Origin of the sequence: Sphingobium lactosutens, assembly GCF_013393185.1 — a bacterium.
Taxonomy (GTDB): Bacteria; Pseudomonadota; Alphaproteobacteria; order Sphingomonadales; family Sphingomonadaceae; genus Sphingobium; species Sphingobium lactosutens_A.
Window position 1 is genome coordinate 38,765 of record NZ_QJQX01000013.1, and the last position, 16,131, is coordinate 54,895.

The following is a 16,131-nucleotide window of genomic DNA, read 5'->3' on the forward strand; positions in this document are numbered from 1 at the left end:
TCCGTTCGTGCCGAGCCTGTCGAAGCACGCGCGCGGCCTTCGACAAGCTCAGGGCGAATGGAGGTTGGTGGAAGTTTTCCTTATTCAACCCGCGCACTCCCGGGCGACCGTGACGTCGTCGAAGGGCAGCACGCGATCGCCGATGATCTGGCCCTGCTCATGACCCTTGCCCGCGAGCAGCACGATATCGTCCGCGCCCGCGCGGCCGATGGCGGCGGCGATGGCGGCGCGGCGGCCGCCAATCTCTTCCGCTTCCGGCGCGCCCGCCAGCACGGCGGCGCGAATGGCGGACGGTTCTTCGGAACGCGGATTGTCATCGGTGACGATCACATGGTCGGACAGTTCAGCCGCGACCTTGCCCATCAGCGGCCGCTTGCCGGCGTCACGATCGCCGCCCGCGCCGAACAGGGTGATGAGACGGCCCCTGGTATGGGGACGCAGCGCCTCGATCGCCGCGCGCAGACCGTCGGGCGTGTGGGCATAGTCGACATAGACGGGCGCGCCCGCCTTGCTGATGACCGCACGCTCCAGCCGGCCACGTACCGGCTGCACCCGTCCGAGCAGTTCCAGCACCTTGGCCGTGTCCCCGCCGGTAGCGATGACGAGGCCCGCTGCGGTCAGCGCATTGGCGGCCTGATAGGCGCCGATCAGCGGCAGATTGACCTTATATGTCTTGCTATCGGCGACGACCTCCAGCGTCTGGCCCAACTGGGTCGGGGTGCGGTTGGCAAGGCGCAATGCCTCCCCCTGCACCCCGACGCTCAGCACACGAAGCCCCCGCTTCGTAGCCCGCTGGATAACCTTGTCCGACCATAAGTCATCGGCCCAGATGACGGCGCTGCCATGCGGCGCGACGACCTCGTCGAACAGCCGCATCTTGGCGTCGAAATAGCTGTCCATGTCGCCATGATAGTCGAGATGGTCGCGCGACAGGTTGGTGAAGGCGCCGGCCAGCACCGGCAGGCCTTCGGTGCGATACTGGTCGAGGCCATGGCTGGAGGCTTCGAACGCGGCATGGGTGATGCCCTCGCGCTTGAGGCCCGACATGTTGGCAAGGAAGGTGACAATGTCGGGCGTGGTCAGGCCCGTCGACACCTGATCGACCGCGGTGGTGACGCCCAGCGTGCCGATCGATGCGGACTTATGGCCCAGCATCCGCCACAGCTGGCGAGCGAGTTCGACCGTGCTGGTCTTGCCGTTGGTGCCGGTGACGGCAACGGTCACGTCAGGGAAAGGCGCGAAATAGCGCGCCGCCATCTGCGCGAAGAGGCGACGGGGATTGGCATCGGCGATATGGATCGCGCCCTCCACCTTCGCTTCGGGACGGGCGACCACGGCGACGGCACCGGCCTTCACCGCTTCGGGGATATAATCCTCACCATTGACGCGCAGCCCCTGGAAGGCGCCGAACACGGTACCCGGTGCAACCTTGCGATTGTCGATCGCGAAGCCCGTAACGGACGTGTCGAGGCCGGTGTTGCCACCGACCTCGACGTCCAGCTCCTCGATTAGCGACCCGAGGCGCATCATTCTTTCTCCTTGTCGCCGTGCAGCAGCGGCATCAAATCCGAAATATCGACGTCCCGCCGTTCGTCCGGCATCACGCCCAGCATCGGCCCGGTCCGTTCGATGACCCGCTTCACCACCGGCGCGGCGGTCCATGCGGCGGTGCGCAGGCCATATTGGCCCGTCGCCTCGTCCATGATCGCGACCACGACATAGCGGGGATTGTCCATCGGGAAGGCAGAAGCGAAAGTCGTCACCAGCGAAGTCTTGTTGTAGCGCCCTTCCTGGGGCTTTTCGGCCGAACCCGTCTTGCCTCCCACCCGGAATCCCTTGGCGTCGGCACTCCGCCCTGTACCCGCCGACACGATCATCCGCAACAGTTGCCGCATCCGCGCGCTCGTAGCGGCCGAAAAGACCCGGCGCCCCTCCGGCACATCGTCGGGGCCAAGCTTGCGGACGGTGGTCGGACGCCAGATGCCGCCATTGACCAGCGCGGCATAGGCGGCCGCGAGATGCAGCGGCGTCACCGCGATGCCATGGCCGTAGGAAGTCGTCATGCTGGTGATTCGCCCCCAGCTGGACGGCCACAGGCCGGCGGCGCGTTCGTTGAATTCGATCGGCGCGCGCTGGTCGAAATCGAGGCTGCGAAACAGCTTCTGCAACGGCTCCGCCCCCATTTCGTCGGCGATGCGCGCAGTACCGATGTTGGAGCTATGCACCAGAATTTCCGGCACGTTGAGCCAGCGGCCGAGCGAGTGGTCGTCCTTGATGCGGAAGCCCGCGACGGCCAGCGGCGCGGTCGCGTCATAGCGCTTGCTCATCGACGTCACGACGCCCGCATCCATGGCGGCCGCGATCGACAGCGGCTTGAAGGCGGAGCCAAGCTCATAGCGGGCCTGCACCATATGGTTGCAGAGCGGCGATTCGCTGCACCTTTTGCCAGCGTAATTTTGTAATTTGTTGGGATCGAAGACCGGAATGGACGCCATGGCGATGATCTCGCCAGTGTTCGCGTCCAGAATGATGCCGCCCGCGCCCTTGGCCCGCGTCTGCACCAGCTGAGCGTATAGTTCGCTTTCCAATGCACCCTGCACCCGGCTGTCAATCGACAGGGCGAAGGGCTTGCTGCGCTGCGCCGCATCGGTCAGCCGGTCGTTGAAGGCCGCCTCCACGCCCATACCGCCTGCGCCCTCGCCATTAGGGGCGAAGCCCAGCACATGCGCCGCCAGCGTGCGCTGCGGATAGAGGCGCTCCTTCTCACGCGGAAATTCGATACCGATCTCGCCCAGCGCGTTCACCGCCGCCACTTGCTCGGGCAGCGCACGGCGGCGCAGATAGGCCCAGCCCCGGCCGGTCAGCTTCTTGCGGAAGGCCGCTTCGCTTTCGTCGGGGAAGATTTCGTTGAGCTTGCGCGCCAGTTCGGTCGGGTCGCCGATCAGCTTCGACGGGCGCACCGCGATCGAATAGGCGTCCATCGTCCGCGCCAGCGGCACGCCGTTGCGATCGACGATATCCGCGCGCGCCGGCACGAACGCGCCGAGCGAACCGTCGCCGCCCGCCCCATGCGCAAAAATGCCGACCCACAGGAGCCGGCCGATCAATACGGTCGTGATTGCCAGAAACAGGATGAGCAGCAGCATCAACCGGTTATGGGCAATGGCGGTCAGGTTGACCCGCTGCTTGTTCGCCCGTGGCCCGCCCGGCTGGACGATGATCGTGGCCATATCAGCGCGCTCCCTTCCGCCGTTCGCGAGCCGCCTTCGCGGTCAGGTCGCCCAGCGTGCTGTCGTCCAGCAGCTTGGCATCCAGCATCGCCATCCGTTCCGCCTTGCGCGCGATCGGATTGGGCTTCGACACATCGGCGTCGGCCTTGGCCTGCTGCACCGGGGTCGGCTTGGTGGGCTTGGGCAGCTTTTCGACATTGTCGGCGGCATGCGCCTCACGGATAACCGCGATGTCGCTGCGGATCTGAGTCGCGGCCGGGCTTTCCGGCGCCTTTTGCGGGGCGGAGGGCAGGTCGGCCGGGCTTTCGACCATCGCCACCATCACCGGCGGCGCGACATAGTCGGGACCATTGGGTTGTACGCCGTCCAGTTGCGCCAGCGCCCGTTCGCCCGCCAGATATTGCTGCGCGGTGGGCGTGGCATACAGAAAGTCATGCTGGTTCCAGCTTTCCAGCTGGCGCATCGACGCGCGCGCGCTGAATTCCGTCTCCAGATAGCGAATGTCCGCCTTCGCCGCCGCGATCTGCGCGCGCACGCGCATCAGGTCGTTGCGCTCGGTCGCGACCTTGAGCGACACCATATAGGCGCCGAGCGCGCCCAGCGCGACGAGGATCACCCAGATCAGGCTCTGCAACCTCTTGACGGCGATCATGAGCGGGCACTCCGGCCAGAAAAATCGGGAGATGGCGAATGGGCGGGGGCAGATGTGCGGACAGCACTGCGCAGCGTGGCGGACCGGGCGCGGGGGTTGCGCGCCAGTTCCGCCTCGCCGGGGCGCATCGCCTTGGCGGGCTTGGCGAAGGTCGGCGCAGCGCCGGCGGCGCGCTCGGGCAGATGCCGCGACCCCGCCCCTTCGCCGCCGCTGCGCTTGCGGAGGAACTGTTTGACGATGCGGTCCTCGAGGCTGTGGAAGGTCACGATCGCCAGGCGACCGCCGTCCTCCAGCAGCGCCTCGGCCGCGTCGAGCGCCAGCTCCAGCTCTTCCAGCTCGCGGTTCACATGGATGCGGATCGCTTGGAAGGTGCGGGTCGCGGGGTCTTTCTTGTCGTGCGGCTTGTGGCCCAGCGCCTTGCGGACCACGGCGGCGAGCTGGCCGGTGCGCTCCAGCGGGCGCGCCTCCACGATGGCGCGGGCGACACGGCGCGACTTGGGTTCGTCGCCATAGCGATAGATGACGTTGGCGATATCCTCTTCCGGGGCGGAGTTGAGGAAATCGGCGGCACTCATGCCGTCCTGGCTCATCGTCATGGTGAGCGGACCGTCCGACTGGAAGGAAAAGCCGCGCTCCGCCCGGTCGAGCTGCATCGACGACACGCCGATGTCGAGCGTGATGCCCGACACCTTTTCGATGCCGCGCTCCGCCAGCAGCTCCGCCATGCGGGAGAATTCGCCGGGGATGAGTGTGATGCCATGCGCGTCGGCAACCGCCTGCCCTTCGCGGATCGCATCGGGGTCGCGATCGAAGGCGAAGACGCGCGCGCCGGCGCGGGCCATGGCGCTGGAATAGCCGCCCGCGCCGAAGGTGCCGTCGACATGGATCTCGCCGGGGTCGATGGCGAGGGCGTCGAGCACTTCGTCGATCAGGACGGGGATGTGGGGCGCGGTGGCTGCGTCGCTCACTTCGTCGCCCCTTCCGCCGCGCGGGCGTCGAGCCAGCGCTTGACCTTGTTGCGGATCAGGGCCGGACGATCAGGGCTTTCGACCAGCGCTTCGGGCTTCCACAACTGGAAGTAACGGCCGACGCCGTAGAAGAAGACCGTATCGGTGATGCCGGCTTCTTCCTTGATATCGGGGTGCAGGAAGAAACGGCCGCCATCATCGAAATTCACGTCCTCGATCGTGCCGAGGCGATTCTCGCGCTCCAGATCGGCGTTGAAGTCGCGCCCGGACTCATAGGCCTGGCGCTCCAGCTTCTCGACTTCCTCGAACAGAAACTGTTTGTGGGACAGGCCGAAACCGGTGGCGCAACCATTGTCGAAATGGACGGACAGGCACAGGCGATTTTCGCCGCCGCTGGCCTGCTTGACCAGCTTGCGCATCTCCAGGGGCAGCACGAAACGGCCCTTGCCGTCCGCGACGCTGAACGCGTTGCCCGAATAGAGAATGACGTCCGACACGCTGGAAACAGGCCCCTTTTGTCCGGGACGCAGGCCGCCCTTCGCCGGAATCGCGAAGAGACCATCCGACGCACAGGACTGCACAAAGCCTGACGAACCCCAATGCTGGTTTTTCTACCAAGCATGGGACCGCGTGGAAAGGGGAAATGTCGGGAGAGGATGGGAAAAGCCGGTCAAAAATGGGTTAGGCCGGTTTACTGGCTCCTTTCGTCCTGATTTTCGCTTTTTGTTCCCGCCCTTTTTGCGGTGAATTGCCTGATGAGGAGCACCGCTCCCAACATCGCCCAGCCTGTCCCAGCTAGAATCGCCCAGCGCAGACCCAGAATCACGTCGGCAGGCGCGCGCATCCAGCGACGCTCGCCGGAGATCGGAGCGCCCAGCCATTGCGCGATAAGGGCGGGCGTGTCCGCAACCCATGCGCGCGGGTCGAGCGGCCGGGCGGGATCGGCAAGCCAAAGGCGGTCGTCGATCAGGTCGGCATCCCCCAACAGAATCGCTTCGCCTCGGCCAATCCGTCTGCGTTCCGGCACGGCACTGCCCATCGCCGCCCCCGACAGGGTGACAAGGCGGCCATTGGGCAGGACGTGGCGGATTTCACCATGCGCCAACGTGCCGGGAACAAAGCCCCAATGATCGAGCAACGGCGCGAGCAGGCTCGCTGATGGCGCGCGGCGACGATCGCCCAGCGGCAGATCAGAGGGCCAGCGTAGCAACGGATCGGCCAGGACCAGCGCCGTGCCGCCCGCCCTAATCCAGTCGTCGAGCGCAACGAACTGCTCCGGCGCCATTGCGCGCGGCTGCGCGATGAGCAGCCTGCGCACGCCCGAACGGGCGAGGCGCCGAGGATCGTCCAGCGGTTCCACAGTAAAACGGGTGCGCAACAGCGTGACGATCGGGGCGTCGCGCGGACCGGTCCCAGCCTGTCCCGGCCCCGCCCAGAAAAGCGGTAAAGCGGTGAGGATGGCGAGCTTCGGGCGATCGGGGACGGGTGCGACGGGGTGCGCAGGGCCGAACCAGAAGAGCAACGCAGCGATTGCGAGCAGGAAAATCCCGGCGACACGCCCTCGCACACCAACGGCCATTGGAGGAGAGCGAAGCCATGCGCTCCCGAAAATCCCTGACAAGGCAAGTGCCAGCAATCCCGCCGCCGCCATATCCGGCATCCGTCCCGCCACCAGTGCGCAGAAAATCAGCGCCGGCCCGGCCGCTCCCAGCGCCACCCAGACGAACACGGCCCAGCCACGCCGCGCGAGCAACAGGCCGACCACCACCGCCACCATGAACGCAGCGCTTCCCCAGTCCCACGGATCGGCCTGCCCGGTTCGCCACGCACGTGCCAACCCAGCCAGCAACACGGCCAGCATCGGTAGCCAGAGCCAGAGGAATCGCTTCAGCGCCGCCATCATGGCGTCCATCCCCTGCCCTGTGTCACGGATCAGCGGGGCTGCTGCTGCGCGGGGTCGCGATCCATGGGCTTGTTGAGATTGGGATCGGGTTGAAGATCGGGGACGATCGGCGCCTGTTCGGGCGCAGGCTGGACGCCGAGTTCCGCCAGCGGCTCCTTGGGCGAGACGGCGTTGGTCGTAAGCGTGGGAACGGTCGGCGGCGGCAGTGCGGCATCGTCGATCCGCGCTTTTTCGATGACGATATTGGCAAGTCCCACGAGCAGCACGACGCCGGCCAGCCCGGTCAGACCGATCTGGACGCGCTGCAACCCTTCCTGACGTCGGGGTGTCTCGGCCATATTCGTGCTCTTATGCTCTTCGCCGCGACCCGTGTCGGCGTTCATGCAGTCTGCGCGAGCCAGGGGAACACCGTCAAGCCCTTCGATTCGAGCCATTGGCGATTGTAGAGGGTCGAGAGATAGCGAAATCCGGTGTCGCACAGGATCGTCGCGATCCGCTTGCCCGGCCCCAGATGCTTCGCCAGCGCCACCGCGCCCGCGACATTGATGCCCGACGACAGGCCAAGGCACAGACCCTCTTCGGCCAGCAGGCGGCGCACCCAATGCAGCCCTTCTTCATCGGAAATTCGGAACTGGGTGTCGATCGGCGCGCCCTCCAGATTGGCGGTAATCCGCCCCTGACCGATGCCTTCGGCGACCGAATTGCCTTCGGCCTTCAATTCGCCATGGGCATAATAGTTGAACAGCGCCGCGCCATGCGGATCGCTGAGCGCAATAGTGATATTCTCGTCCTTGGCCTTGAGGCCCAGCCCCACGCCCGCGATCGTGCCGCCGGTGCCCGCCGCGCAGGTGAAGCCGTCGATCCGCCCGTCCATCTGCGTCCAGATTTCCTCTGCCGTGCCGACGATATGCGCCTTGCGATTGGCGATATTGTCGAACTGGTTGGCCCAGACCGCATTTTCCGTCTCTTCCGCGATTCGGCGCGAGGTGTGGACGAAATGGCCGGGGTTGGAATAGGGCGCCGCCGGCACCGTCACCAGTTCCGCGCCGAGCGCGCGCAGCGTGTCCATCTTTTCCCGGCTCTGCGTTTCGGGCATGACAATGATCGACTTGTAGCCCTTCGCATTGGCGACCAGCGCCAGGCCGATGCCGGTATTGCCCGCCGTCCCTTCCACGATAGTGCCGCCGGGCTTCAGCAGCCCCTTCTCTTCGGCATCGTTGACGATGAACAGGGCGGCGCGATCCTTCACGGACGCGCCGGGATTGGCGAATTCGCACTTGGCGTAAATGTCGCAGCCCGTTTCTTCGGACGGACCGGCGAGGCGCACGAGCGGCGTGTTGCCGATCAGCGCAAGACTGTTGGATTGGAGCAGCATGGCGTCACGCATAGCGGAGCCTGCGCGGATTTGCCAAGCAAGGGATTGATGCAGACGGTCAAGGGCGGGTTTCCGGACACGTTAACACCTGACTCGACCAGCGTCCCACCCCGGCACAACCGGCAAAAGAGCAGCGAAGTGGAAAGGATTTTCGCGTAAGGGCGATGCGAGGCGGCAGGGTGTCGCAGTTTTTCAGGGCGTTGACATGCGGCTAGGGCTGCGGATGGATGGGTGGAAGGCCAAGGGCGGCATCGCTTTTCTGGCGCTGGCGGCGCTCATCGCGCCGCGCCTGATCACCGCCGCGCCGCTCGACCTGCTGGACGGCGCACCGGTGCAGATCGATCCGTCCGAACAGGCGGGCGACAATTTCCCCGGTTCCGCTTTCTTCTATGCCGAAGGCGCCTTCGATCCGGTGCCCGGCGCAGAAACGGTCCAGAGCCGGCATGTGCTGGGGCTGGATGCAGTGACGGCCGCGCCCGCTGCGATCTTCCGCGGCATCACGGCGCTCGACAGCTATCGCGCGCTCAATTGCCTGACCAACGCCGTCTATTATGAAGCCGGCAGCGAGCCGGAGGATGGGCAGCGCGCCGTCGCCCAGGTTGTGCTCAACCGGGTGCGCAGCCGGCTCTGGCCGGACACGGTGTGCGGCGTCGTCTATGAAGGATCGGAACGGCTGGACTATAAATGCCAGTTCACCTTCAGTTGCGACGGATCGATGGCCCGCATGCCCAACGCCGCCGCCTGGGCGCGGTCGCGGCGCATCGCGCAGGATGCGCTGGCCGGACAGGTCTATGCTCCGGTTGGCCTCGCCACCCATTATCATACGCTGGCGGTGCGGCCGGAATGGTCCTCCACGCTCCAGCCGGTCGCGGTGGTCGGCGCGCACATCTTCTACCGCAATCCCGGCTTCAACGGCACGGCCGCAGCCTTCACCACCCTCTATCGCGGACAGGAACTGATTTCCGGCCCGGCGCGCCGCGTCTGGCCCGACAAGCCGGCCACACCGCCCGATTTTCCGGCCATGCCCAGCCCCGCCGGCCCCTCTGTTCCCGCAGCCGCACCCGCGCTCGGCTGGACGCCTCCCGCCCCTCGCATCGCCCCGGCCGATGACGGCCTGCCGGAGTCCACGATCCGCCCCGAATATCGGAACAGCGGCCGACCGCTGACCTGACACCGATTTTTTCCGGCATCGCGAAGTTTTTTCAGGTTAACAGCGTGTTGACCAAGGAAGTCCTTGGAAAGTCCGCCGAATAAAAATCGCATTTTTTCGCTTCGACGCGGAACCCAATCCGGTCGTCGGGGGTTCTGCATATCGGATAGCAAATCTTTTGCCCCCCGCTCTTGCTATCCACAAAATATGAGCCCGGAACGTTTCTCCCCCCGACGCGTTCCGGGCTCAGACTTTTACGGGGCATATCCACCTGAAATCATTATTGTTTTCGCCAACGGAACGAAAATTCGCAGCGCGGGTTTTATCTGGTGTAACCGTCATAGCGTTGGCCGTGCGGTACGAAGTTCAAGGAGATGTCCGATGGCGAAAAAAATTCTGACCGCCCTGCTGCTTACCGGTTCGCTGATGGTCGTTGCGTGCAACACCGTGGAAGGCGCCGGCAAAGACGTGCAGAGCGCCGGCAAAGCGGTGGAAAAATCAGCGAACTAATCGCATATCGCGCGACCTGACCGCAGTTTCAAAGTTCCCCTCCCTGACATGGCCCGCTTCTATATGCGGGCCTTTTTTTTCAGGCGGGGTCCGGATCAGGCTGACGCTTCTTCCGCTTCCTGCTTCGCCTGCTTGCGATCGGTAAACCAGATGGCGATGATGGTGATCTCGTAGAGCAGCAGCAACGGAATCGCGAGCATCAGCTGCGACACCACATCCGGCGGGGTCAGCACCGCGGCCAGGATAAAGGCAGCGACGATCATGTAGCGGCGCAGCGAAATGAGTTGCGCACGGCTCACGAAGCCAGCCCGGTTGAGCAGCATCAGCAGCACCGGCATCAGGAAACTGATGCCGAAGGCGAGGATGAACTGCATGACGAGGCCGAGATAGGAATCCGCGCTGGGCAGCGCCTCGACCGACAAGCCGCTGCTATTCCCCTGAAACTCTAGGAAGAAATGGAAAGCGGTCGGCATCACCACGAAATAGGCGAGGCTCGCCCCCATGGCGAAGAGGAAGGGCGTCGCCAGGATGAAGGGCAGCAACGCCTTCTTTTCCTTGGCATAGAGGCCCGGCGCGACAAAGGCCCAAAGCTGGTTCGCGATGATCGGGAAGGACAGGCAGAAGGCCCCGAACACGGCGATCTTCACCTGCACGAAAAAAGCCTCGTAGAGCTTGGTGTAGACCAGCTTGCCGCCGCCGTCGCCGAAGGCTTCCTTGAGCGGATGGACCAGGATCGCGAAGAGCTGCTCGGAAAAATAGAAGCAGATCGCGCCGGTGATGAAGAGCGCATAGACGCATTTGAGCAGGCGGCTGCGCAACTCGATCAGATGGTCGAGCAAGGGCGCCTTGCTGTCGTCGATATCGTTGATCATGCTGCGGCGTCACCCTTGCGCGGCGCGGCGGATGCGTCCGCGACATAGGGCGGGCCATCGACGGCAGACGTGGACGAGGGAGCGGGCACGGGCGCCGATTCGGCCACGAAGGGCGGCGTTTCCACTGGTTCCTCGGCGACATAGGGCGGCTTGTCGTCTACCGGCGCCGATTCGGCGACGAAGACCGGCTTGTCCTCCGCAGCCGGGGCGGGCAGCGCATCGGCGACGGGCGCAGGATCGGCCGGATGCTCGTCCATGATCCGCTTGTTCTGCGCGGCCCATTTCTTTTCCAGCTCTTCCAGTTCCACTTCCCGCACCATGGCGTCGATGCCGGTACGGAAATGGCGGGCCATGCCCTGCGCCTTGCCCACGATCTGCCCCACCTTGTAGAGCGCGCGCGGCAAATCCTTCGGCCCGATCACGATCACCGCAATGATCACGATCACCAGAAGTTCGGACGAATCGATACCAAACATGCGGGACTGTCAGCCTGTGCTAGAGAATCAGGCCTTGGTCTTTTCTTCGGTCGCGCTCGGGGTCGCGCTCGGCCCGTCCTGCTCGGGAACGCGATGGCCCTCGATCCGGGTCGCGGGCTTGGTCGGCGCGACATCGTCATCGTCCTCGGCCATGCCCTTCTTGAAGCTCTTGATGCCCTTGGCCACGTCACCCATCAGGCCGGAAATCCGGCCGCCACCGAACAGCAGCATGACGACCAGGAGCACGATCACCCAGTGCATCAGCGAGAAGGAACCCATTTTTCAATACTCCTAGTAGAAGGCCTATCTAGGCCTCTTCCTCGTCATTTTCCACAACGGATTGGCCGGTAAGACCCTCCAGCGCAAGATCGACCGGATCGAGCAGGCCCGCAGCGCGCAAATCCTCCAATCCCGGCAGGTCGCGGCGGCTGCTAAGCCCGAAATGTGACAGGAATTCTACGCTGGTCGCATAAATGAGCGGGCGCCCCGGCACTTCGCGCCGTCCGGCCGGGCGAACCCAGCCTGCCTCAATCAGCACGTCGAGCGTCCCCTTGGCCACCTGAACGCCGCGGATCGCTTCTATTTCGGCCCGACTGACCGGCTCATGATAGGCGATGATCGCCAGCGTCTCCATCGCGGCGCGCGACAATTTGCGCTGCTCGTCCTTTTCGCGGCGCAGGATATGGGCCAGGTCCGGCGCGGTCTGGAAATGCCAGCGCCCGCCCCGCTCCACCAGATTGACGCCGCGCCCGGCATAATGATCGGCCAGCACGCGCAGCGTCGCGTCGAGATCGCCCGCATCGCCAACATGCAGTTTCAGTGCAACAGGCGTCATCGGCGCTTCGGCCACGAACAACGCTGCCTCGACCGCGCGGAGGAAATCGTCGGGTTCCTGTATCATCCTTGGGTTCCGCCGGGCGCCGCGGCGCGTAGGTAAATGGGTTCGAAAATGCCGTCCTGCTGAATATCGAGCCGGCCCTGCCGCGCCAGTTCCAGCGCCGCGACGAAGCTGCTCGCCAGCGCCGACCTGGCCTTGGGCTGGTCGAGGTCGGCGGGCAGGAACGCCTCCAGCCGCGTCCAGTCGATCGCCGCGCCGACCAGCGATGCCACGCGCTGGATCGCCTCGTCCAGCGTCATCACCGGCCGCACGGCGATGGTGTGCACCACTGGCTGGGTACGGGCGCGGATCTGGCCATAGGCCTGGATCAGGCCGTAGAGGCTCGCCTTCCACTGCGCCTTCCTGACCAGCCGCAACCCTTCGGGCTTGCGGCGCGGAAAGACGTCGCGGCCGATCCGGTCGCGCGCCATCAGCCGCGCGGCGGCATCGCGCATCGCATGCAGCCTTTGCAGCCGCAATTGCAGGCGCAGCGCCAGCTCCTCAGGACTGGGATCGGGCTGTTCCTGCCTGGGCAGCAGGAGCGAGGATTTGAGATAGGCGAGCCAGGCCGCCATCACCAGATAATCGGCGGCCAGTTCCAGCTTCAACTGTCGCGCGCTGTCGATGAAGGCGAGATATTGCTCGGTCAGCGCCAGGATGGAAATCTCGCGCAGATCGACCTTCTGGTTGCGCGCGAGCGTCAGCAAAAGGTCAAGCGGGCCTTCCCAATGGTCGAAGCTGACCGTCAGCATGTCCGGCCGCGGCGCCTGCGAAGGCGGGGCCGGCGATACCGATGATGGAGCATAATCCTGCCATTCAGCCATTCCAGGCACTCTGCATAAAGCGCATCTCGAAGAAGATTGGTTGAGTCGGATATCGTGGAGAACGGGGACTGGCGAATCCTGACCATAAATAGGCGTGATCTGCAATCAGTCACTCCATGGCGTCAGCGATTAGTGCCATTGCTCACTTCCATCCGCTCTTGCGCGCGCAGATTGGCCTTTTCAAATGATATAGGGTCGGGGCGGCCTGGAGCGAAAAATCGTCGTCCGGCCGCCCGCACCGCTCAATCAGGAAGGACTGTTACCTGACTGAGCCGATTTTGATATATCCCGTACCACGATCGATCACGATCCGGGTGCCATAAGGCTGAGACAGCAGTTGCAGCCGTTCCAATATTCGAGTGCCGGTGGCCATGTCGGCCATGTGCGGAACACCCCGCGCGGCACCGGTCGCGGTCACGCCCAGATCGACAGGATAGAGGCGGATTTCGCTTAGCACGCCGTCGCGAAAATGGCTGACGGCAATTACCGTTTCATACAGGTTGGGATCGGAAAACTCCTTGGCATTGCGGGCCTGGAGCAGTTCCGGCGTGGTGACGCTGCCCGGTTCGACGCCGAACTGGTCGTACATGTCGGGCGGCACGTCATCGAGCGAATTGTTCATCATCGCGAAGTTGCCGAGCGAATAGAAGATCGGCTTGCCCTTGTAGATCTCGATGCCGCGCAACTGGTGCGGGCCGTGGCCGACATAGACGTCCGCGCCCGCGTCGATCGCCTGATGCGCGAGCGGCTGCGCGAAATTGGCGGTGATCTGGCTGGCATTGCCCGGTTCGTGATTATGCAGCGAGAAGATGACGAAATTGCCATTCTGCTTGGCCTGACGAACAGCGAGCAGGTTGGCGTTCACATCCCTGGCATTGAGATCATATTCGATCTTCATCGGCGCGACCGGATCGGCCGTGGCGCGGAACTCCCGGCCCTTCATCTTGACCGGCGCGCCCGGCTTGGTGCCGGAAAGGCGGGCGATGGTGGCGAGGTCCGCCTCCGACACCAGACCGATCTCGGTGCTGCGGATGGTGTTGGCGCCACCGCGGCCGGGCACCTTGCCCAGCGGATCGGCAGCGGGCGTCATCGGCGTGAAGGTGGTCGTCGCCGAAATCAGGCCGACACGTCCCGCCGGACCGTCATGATAGGCGGGCGCGCGCGCGGCGGTCATGCTGCGGCCGGTGCCGGCATGGACCAGATGCGCCGCATCCAACAGGTCGAGCGTGTCGATCATGCCCTCCACGCCCCAGTCGGTGGTGTGGTTGTTGGCATGGCCGACAATGTCGATGCCCATCTTCGCCACGTCGCCGGGCACGGCAGGATCGGCCAGCATCCAAGTACCGCCCGATTCGGCCTGGGGCGATCCCTTGAAGGTCTTGAGATCGAGCGCGGTGGTTTCGAAATTGCCGAATGTGATGTCCGCGCCGCGAAGGATGCGCAGCATGTCGGGCGATTGTTTCTCGATCGTCGCCAGCATCGGGCGCAGATAGATGAGGTCGCCTACGGCCGCGAAGCTGAAATCGCCGGCTATCGGCGTGCTGGGGACCGACGTGGGCGCCAGCTTGCCCCCGCTTTCCTCTTCCTCGGCACGAGCCGGAAGGGTGGTCGACAAGATGGCGGCGACGCCTGCGCACAGCAGAGTGCGCAGCGCGCGGCGATGGAGAATGGCAGGCATGAAGGCGGTCCCCTTGGGCGATGCCGATCGACGGCAGACGTCGGGAGGCTTAGCCAAGACGGCTGACATGAACCTGTCACATAATATCGTGGCGGATCAGGCCGGGGCGAGGCGGAAGCGGATGAGGACGCACAGCCCCTGCCCTGTCCGGCCGTCTCGCAGTTCGATCCGCGCCCCCAGCCGGTCCGCCAGCGCGCGGGCGATCGGCAGGCCGAGGCCGGTGCCGGGCGCTGAGGTCCGACTATTGATACGGTAGAAACGCTCCCACACCTTGTCCCGCTGGTCGACGGGAATCCCCGGGCCGTTATCGTCGATCTCCACCACGGCGCCCTGCTTTTCCAGCCAGACGCTGACCGCGACCATGCCGTCGGGGCGGTTGTAGCGAATGGCATTGTCGAGCAGGTTGCCCAGCAGTTCGGCCGCCAGCGCCGGCTGGCCCAACGCCATGGCCGGGCCGTCCATGCGATTGTCATAACCGATGTCGAGGCTGGCGGGGGCCTGGGCCGCGCGATCGGCGGTCACGGTGGCGGCCAGATCAGCGAGGTCGAAGGGCCGCATCTGCATATCACCCTGATCCTCGCTGCGCGCCAGCGCGATCATCTGCCGCAGCAGCAATTCGAGCGAGTCGATCGCATGGGGAATGTCCGTCAGCGCGGCCCTCCCCTGCGGCGAGGTCGGGCCATAGCGGTCGAGCACATCGAGATGGACGCGGGCGACGGCGAGCGGTGTGCGCATCTGGTGCGAGGCGTTGGAGGTGAATTGCCGCAGCGAATTGCTCGCTCGCTCCAGCCGGGTCATCAGGCCGTTGAACGCGGCGACGAAAGGCCGGATCTCGGCCGGATCGGCGCCGCGCCCTTCCAGGCGGAAGGCGGGTGAAGCATCCTGCTGTGCCATCTCCACCTGGCGGGTGAGGTCGGACAGCGGACGCAGCCCCCAGCGGATCGCCCACCAGAAGAGAAAGCCTGTCACCGCCAGCACCGCCAGCCCGACCAGCAGCACCCGGATCATGAACTGATGCTCATAGGCCCGGCGATCGTCGATATAGTCGGCGATCTGGATGACGATCAGGGCAGTTTCGCCGGCAGGGCGGCGTATTTCCGTCGCGATGCGCGCCGGTTTGCCGTGCAGCTTGCCGTCGCGCAGATAGGCGGCCTGCGTCACCTGTTTCGCATCGGCCGCATTCAGATAGCCGCGTACCAACTGATTGGCGCGATAGGCGTTGACGAAGATGGCTGGCGGATGGGGATCGACCATTCCGTCCCATTGTTCGCGATAGTCGATCGGTGGCGGCAAGGCGGGATCGCCCGCCAGCAATTCGTTTCCACGATAGACGCTGTAATGGACGACCGGCCGCGCCCGACGCTGGAGCAGATGGACGGCGAGCGGCAGCAGACTTTCGCGCTCTGGCGAGCGGCTGTTGTAGACCAGGCTCAGCGTACGGACGGACCCGACCAGCACGCGATCGACCGTGTCGGCCTCCGTATCATGCGTCACCCAGGCGGTGATGATCCCGAACAGCAGGACGAGCGCAGCCAGCGGCATCATCACGGCGCCGGTCAGGCGCAGGCGCAGCGAGGGGGGCAGGTTCCGCATCAGCGCGCTGTTAGCAGATTATA

17 protein-coding genes are annotated in these 16,131 nt (G+C 64.9%); 2 read left to right on the forward strand and 15 right to left on the reverse strand.

Going from position 1 to position 16,131, the window contains the following annotated elements:
* Positions 1-84 precede the first annotated feature (84 nt).
* From DM806_RS00620 to DM806_RS00655, 8 genes are all read right to left on the reverse strand, one after another.
* Positions 85-1,527 (reverse strand): UDP-N-acetylmuramoyl-L-alanyl-D-glutamate--2,6-diaminopimelate ligase, encoded by a 1,443-nt coding sequence (locus tag DM806_RS00620; RefSeq protein ID WP_179041402.1) that lies wholly within the window; start codon positions 1,525-1,527, stop codon positions 85-87.
* A complete protein-coding gene (locus DM806_RS00625) occupies positions 1,527-3,230 on the reverse strand; it encodes a peptidoglycan D,D-transpeptidase FtsI family protein (RefSeq protein ID WP_179041349.1) in 1,704 nt (567 codons plus the stop codon). The genes DM806_RS00620 and DM806_RS00625 overlap by 1 nt, the downstream gene beginning before the upstream one ends.
* 1 nt (position 3,231) lies before the next feature.
* Positions 3,232-3,882 carry a colicin transporter gene (locus DM806_RS00630; RefSeq protein ID WP_179041350.1) on the reverse strand — a complete coding sequence of 217 codons (651 nt, stop codon included), beginning with the start codon at positions 3,880-3,882 and terminating at the stop codon, positions 3,232-3,234.
* The gene (gene rsmH, locus DM806_RS00635) at positions 3,879-4,850 is read right to left on the reverse strand and encodes a 16S rRNA (cytosine(1402)-N(4))-methyltransferase RsmH (RefSeq protein WP_179041351.1); all 972 of its coding nucleotides are present in this window, start codon (positions 4,848-4,850) and stop codon (positions 3,879-3,881) included. Before rsmH ends, DM806_RS00630 begins: the two co-directional genes overlap by 4 nt.
* The gene (locus DM806_RS00640; RefSeq protein ID WP_179041352.1) at positions 4,847-5,347 is read right to left on the reverse strand and encodes a division/cell wall cluster transcriptional repressor MraZ; all 501 of its coding nucleotides are present in this window, start codon (positions 5,345-5,347) and stop codon (positions 4,847-4,849) included. The genes rsmH and DM806_RS00640 overlap by 4 nt, the downstream gene beginning before the upstream one ends.
* A gap of 194 nt (positions 5,348-5,541) precedes the next feature.
* Positions 5,542-6,762, reverse strand: a complete 1,221-nt coding sequence (locus DM806_RS00645) for a GldG family protein (protein ID WP_256869017.1) — start codon at positions 6,760-6,762, stop codon at positions 5,542-5,544.
* 20 nt (positions 6,763-6,782) lie between these two features.
* Positions 6,783-7,091: a hypothetical protein gene (locus DM806_RS00650; RefSeq protein ID WP_179041353.1), complete on the reverse strand. Its 309-nt coding sequence runs from the start codon at positions 7,089-7,091 to the stop codon at positions 6,783-6,785.
* A 41-nt stretch (positions 7,092-7,132) separates the two neighbouring features.
* The gene (locus DM806_RS00655; RefSeq protein ID WP_179041404.1) at positions 7,133-8,128 is read right to left on the reverse strand and encodes a cysteine synthase A; all 996 of its coding nucleotides are present in this window, start codon (positions 8,126-8,128) and stop codon (positions 7,133-7,135) included.
* A 205-nt stretch (positions 8,129-8,333) separates the two neighbouring features.
* Between DM806_RS00655 and DM806_RS00660 the strand changes: the two genes are divergently transcribed.
* Both DM806_RS00660 and DM806_RS00665 read left to right on the forward strand, forming a co-directional pair.
* Positions 8,334-9,299, forward strand: a complete 966-nt coding sequence (locus DM806_RS00660) for a cell wall hydrolase (protein ID WP_179041354.1) — start codon at positions 8,334-8,336, stop codon at positions 9,297-9,299.
* Between the two features lie 360 nt (positions 9,300-9,659).
* Positions 9,660-9,788 (forward strand): entericidin A/B family lipoprotein, encoded by a 129-nt coding sequence (locus DM806_RS00665; RefSeq protein WP_179041355.1) that lies wholly within the window; start codon positions 9,660-9,662, stop codon positions 9,786-9,788.
* A gap of 95 nt (positions 9,789-9,883) precedes the next feature.
* Here the strand turns inward: DM806_RS00665 and tatC are convergent, their stop codons facing one another.
* The 7 genes from tatC to DM806_RS00700 form a co-directional block, all read right to left on the reverse strand.
* Entirely contained in the window at positions 9,884-10,660 is a 777-nt protein-coding gene (gene tatC / locus DM806_RS00670) for a twin-arginine translocase subunit TatC (protein ID WP_179041356.1), read from the reverse strand.
* Positions 10,657-11,136, reverse strand: coding sequence for a Sec-independent protein translocase protein TatB (gene tatB, locus DM806_RS00675; RefSeq protein ID WP_179041357.1), 480 nt, complete (start codon positions 11,134-11,136; stop codon positions 10,657-10,659). Before tatB ends, tatC begins: the two co-directional genes overlap by 4 nt.
* A gap of 27 nt (positions 11,137-11,163) precedes the next feature.
* Positions 11,164-11,415 carry a twin-arginine translocase TatA/TatE family subunit gene (locus DM806_RS00680; RefSeq protein WP_179041358.1) on the reverse strand — a complete coding sequence of 84 codons (252 nt, stop codon included), beginning with the start codon at positions 11,413-11,415 and terminating at the stop codon, positions 11,164-11,166.
* Between the two features lie 28 nt (positions 11,416-11,443).
* Positions 11,444-12,037: an SMC-Scp complex subunit ScpB gene (gene scpB / locus DM806_RS00685; RefSeq protein ID WP_179041359.1), complete on the reverse strand. Its 594-nt coding sequence runs from the start codon at positions 12,035-12,037 to the stop codon at positions 11,444-11,446.
* Positions 12,034-12,765 carry a segregation and condensation protein A gene (locus tag DM806_RS00690; protein WP_179041360.1) on the reverse strand — a complete coding sequence of 244 codons (732 nt, stop codon included), beginning with the start codon at positions 12,763-12,765 and terminating at the stop codon, positions 12,034-12,036. The genes scpB and DM806_RS00690 overlap by 4 nt, the downstream gene beginning before the upstream one ends.
* A gap of 331 nt (positions 12,766-13,096) precedes the next feature.
* Positions 13,097-14,515: a CapA family protein gene (locus tag DM806_RS00695; protein WP_179041361.1), complete on the reverse strand. Its 1,419-nt coding sequence runs from the start codon at positions 14,513-14,515 to the stop codon at positions 13,097-13,099.
* Positions 14,516-14,611: 96 nt separating this feature from the next.
* Entirely contained in the window at positions 14,612-16,108 is a 1,497-nt protein-coding gene (locus DM806_RS00700) for a sensor histidine kinase (protein ID WP_179041362.1), read from the reverse strand.
* Positions 16,109-16,131 lie beyond the last annotated feature (23 nt).

Coding starts and splice junctions, on each gene's coding strand:
- DM806_RS00650 (WP_179041353.1), bottom strand. CDS start 7,091: ATGGCCGAGACACCCCGACGTCAGGAAGGGTTGCAGCGCGTCCAGATC.
- DM806_RS00695 (WP_179041361.1), bottom strand. CDS start 14,515: ATGCCTGCCATTCTCCATCGCCGCGCGCTGCGCACTCTGCTGTGCGCA.
- DM806_RS00655 (WP_179041404.1), bottom strand. CDS start 8,128: ATGCTGCTCCAATCCAACAGTCTTGCGCTGATCGGCAACACGCCGCTC.
- DM806_RS00690 (WP_179041360.1), bottom strand. CDS start 12,765: ATGCTGACGGTCAGCTTCGACCATTGGGAAGGCCCGCTTGACCTTTTG.
- DM806_RS00660 (WP_179041354.1), top strand. CDS start 8,334: ATGCGGCTAGGGCTGCGGATGGATGGGTGGAAGGCCAAGGGCGGCATC.
- DM806_RS00630 (WP_179041350.1), bottom strand. CDS start 3,882: ATGATCGCCGTCAAGAGGTTGCAGAGCCTGATCTGGGTGATCCTCGTC.
- scpB (WP_179041359.1), bottom strand. CDS start 12,037: ATGATACAGGAACCCGACGATTTCCTCCGCGCGGTCGAGGCAGCGTTG.
- DM806_RS00645 (WP_256869017.1), bottom strand. CDS start 6,762: ATGGACGCCATGATGGCGGCGCTGAAGCGATTCCTCTGGCTCTGGCTA.
- tatB (WP_179041357.1), bottom strand. CDS start 11,136: ATGTTTGGTATCGATTCGTCCGAACTTCTGGTGATCGTGATCATTGCG.
- DM806_RS00700 (WP_179041362.1), bottom strand. CDS start 16,108: ATGCGGAACCTGCCCCCCTCGCTGCGCCTGCGCCTGACCGGCGCCGTG.
- DM806_RS00680 (WP_179041358.1), bottom strand. CDS start 11,415: ATGGGTTCCTTCTCGCTGATGCACTGGGTGATCGTGCTCCTGGTCGTC.
- DM806_RS00665 (WP_179041355.1), top strand. CDS start 9,660: ATGGCGAAAAAAATTCTGACCGCCCTGCTGCTTACCGGTTCGCTGATG.
- DM806_RS00620 (WP_179041402.1), bottom strand. CDS start 1,527: ATGCGCCTCGGGTCGCTAATCGAGGAGCTGGACGTCGAGGTCGGTGGC.
- DM806_RS00625 (WP_179041349.1), bottom strand. CDS start 3,230: ATGGCCACGATCATCGTCCAGCCGGGCGGGCCACGGGCGAACAAGCAG.
- tatC (WP_179041356.1), bottom strand. CDS start 10,660: ATGATCAACGATATCGACGACAGCAAGGCGCCCTTGCTCGACCATCTG.